Origin of the sequence: Stenotrophomonas maltophilia group sp. RNC7 (assembly GCF_030910085.1) — a bacterium.
In the GTDB taxonomy this organism is placed as follows: Bacteria; Pseudomonadota; Gammaproteobacteria; order Xanthomonadales; family Xanthomonadaceae; genus Stenotrophomonas; species Stenotrophomonas sepilia.
The window spans coordinates 1-2,163 of record NZ_JAVFVN010000850.1; the positions used below are offsets into that span (position 1 = coordinate 1).

Consider the following 2,163-nt stretch of genomic DNA (forward strand, 5'->3'; position numbering starts at 1 on the left):
GTTTTTCAAACAATTTTTCTAGTTGTAACAAACGTTTATCAATATCTTGTTGCTCTTTTTCCTTCTTCTCTGCTAATTGGACACCACGAGAAATTAAAAATCTTTCTCCCCCTAAACCAGCTACTATACTCACAACAATAATATTGCGTATGCTTTGTTCTCCCGTTAATAATCCAGTCGCTAAAACTGCAGCTGTACTTCCCATAAATACATTTAACCAAAAACCGATTTGGTAACCGCTGCGAACTTTTTTAGGTGGCTTAATAACTCCTTTATTTTGATATAAGTGAGAAAGAAACCCCATTACGCCACCAATGTACCCCGCGATAAGAAATGTTACTAACATGTAATCCCCTCCTTGTTGTAATGCACACAAAAAAGTCCCTTGGAATTGTTGGAGATCTAAAGAATTTTTTAGAAACTTCAACAGTCCAAGGGACCTGAATGCTTTTTTTGTCAATTAAAATTATAAAAAAATGGTATATACTTAATTATAGCGGAATGTTTTGGTTTTATAAATAGTTTTTGACTATTCTGTATTTAAGTGTTACGATATGCGTATAATTTTAATTTCGTGTGTTTTGTGTTCTTATAGTATGTAATATTGTAATCCCCTACTAAAGTAGGGTTTTTTTTATCTTTTCATATAATAGAAACTTTGATATCATTGCATTATAACAATATTATTGTAATTTTAGGTTTTTTCTTAATAATGAAAGGTCTTTTGGACTGATGAAGTAAAGCTAATATCTAGCTTTTAAAAATCAGTATCAAAGGGCCTTTTTTTATGCAATAAAAGGGGGAGAAGATAAAATGAAGAAAAAAGTAATGCTTATAGGAGTAGTAGAACAAGAAGAGATAGGGAAATTAAACAACATTAAGTTTAACAACAATTTTGATGTACAAGGAGTAATAGAAACACCGTATAATTCTAACGAAAAGTTCACATTGCTAGAATTAACAATCTTGAAGTTAATAGAGGAAGAACTAGATGAAATAGGATTTTCAGAACAATATATTAAAGGATATTCAGAGCAATATATTAAAAATGCTACGAAACGAATATGTGGGAAAATTGATTTCAGTTCATTGTTAAAAGAAGAGCTTGAGGGTGTACCTTTTTGATAACAAGTATATGAAGAGGTGAAAAAATGGATTTTATTGAATGGGTAAAATTTGAAACAGGCTATGAATGGAGTGAGTTAAAAGGACAAGGAGTAACGCGCAGTCAGTTTCATTTACTAGTTAGTGACTATGAAGAGTATTGTAGTGAGAATAATTTAACTCCGGCATATAGATTTATTAATTTCCAGATTAAATGATTAATATAAAAAGACTTTAAATCAATAAAATTTAAAGTCTTTTTTCTATTAAGGGGGAGAAAAAATGAGCATTATTTCAGTAATGGATAGAGAAGTTTTATATAAAGTAAAAGCATGGTTAATGCAACAAAACATTACCCATACAGGGATTATTACACCTAAAGAAATTGTGTTGAAAGAAATGTATCCGCTTTGTAATACTTCAATAAAAATATCAAGTAATAACTCTATAAAAGATGAATTGGAAGCAAGTATACCGGAACAACTATTCTTTAATGAAGTAGTTGGCTTAGAGCATAAAAAAAATGTTTTTGTAAAAGAAGTATATGAAATTATAAAAAATCTGAGGGAAGCATATATGGATAATACAAATAATAGGCCCTTTGTTTTATGTTCATCTTTTGGTAAAGATAGTTGTATGCTTATATTTTGTATGTGGAATGCATTGATAGAAATCAGGGAAGAATTCGGTATAGACGCTTTGAAAAGAAAGGTGTTTATTGTTAGTTCAGATACAGGGCTAGAGATGCCTGAAGTAAGAGAATACATGTATAAGTGTATTAATGCAGTACAACAAGAAGCAATTAAAGAAAGATTACCAATAGAAACTAAAATAGTAGAACCGGATTTAAATTCATCGTTCGCTGTAAAAGTAATTGGTAAAGGAGTAACAATTAGTACTGGGAGATCTCGAAGACGTAATTGCACTTTTTGGTTTAAAATTGAACCTATGGATAAATTTATTCAGGAGATTGTTACACAATACGGAGAAGTTGTCATTCATTTAGGTGTTCGTCATCTTGAGTCCGAGCTGCGTAATAAAACAATTCAAAAATACAGA

General features: G+C 30.3%; 4 protein-coding genes. 3 read left to right on the forward strand and 1 reads right to left on the reverse strand.

The annotated features are described in order from the left end of the window. On the reverse strand, positions 1-346 hold a 346-nt coding region (locus tag RCF13_RS20240; RefSeq protein ID WP_308141520.1), incomplete at its 3' end, for a DUF4257 domain-containing protein. A 467-nt stretch (positions 347-813) separates the two neighbouring features. On the opposite strand from RCF13_RS20240, the gene RCF13_RS20245 reads away from it, so the two are divergent. The 3 genes from RCF13_RS20245 to RCF13_RS20255 all read left to right on the forward strand — a co-directional run. Continuing rightward, positions 814-1,125, forward strand: coding sequence for a hypothetical protein (locus RCF13_RS20245; RefSeq protein WP_047956658.1), 312 nt, complete (start codon positions 814-816; stop codon positions 1,123-1,125). 26 nt (positions 1,126-1,151) lie between these two features. Continuing rightward, a complete protein-coding gene (locus RCF13_RS20250) occupies positions 1,152-1,322 on the forward strand; it encodes a hypothetical protein (RefSeq protein WP_016121646.1) in 171 nt (56 codons plus the stop codon). Between the two features lie 64 nt (positions 1,323-1,386). Next, on the forward strand, positions 1,387-2,163 hold a 777-nt coding region (locus tag RCF13_RS20255), incomplete at its 3' end, for a phosphoadenosine phosphosulfate reductase family protein (protein ID WP_308141522.1).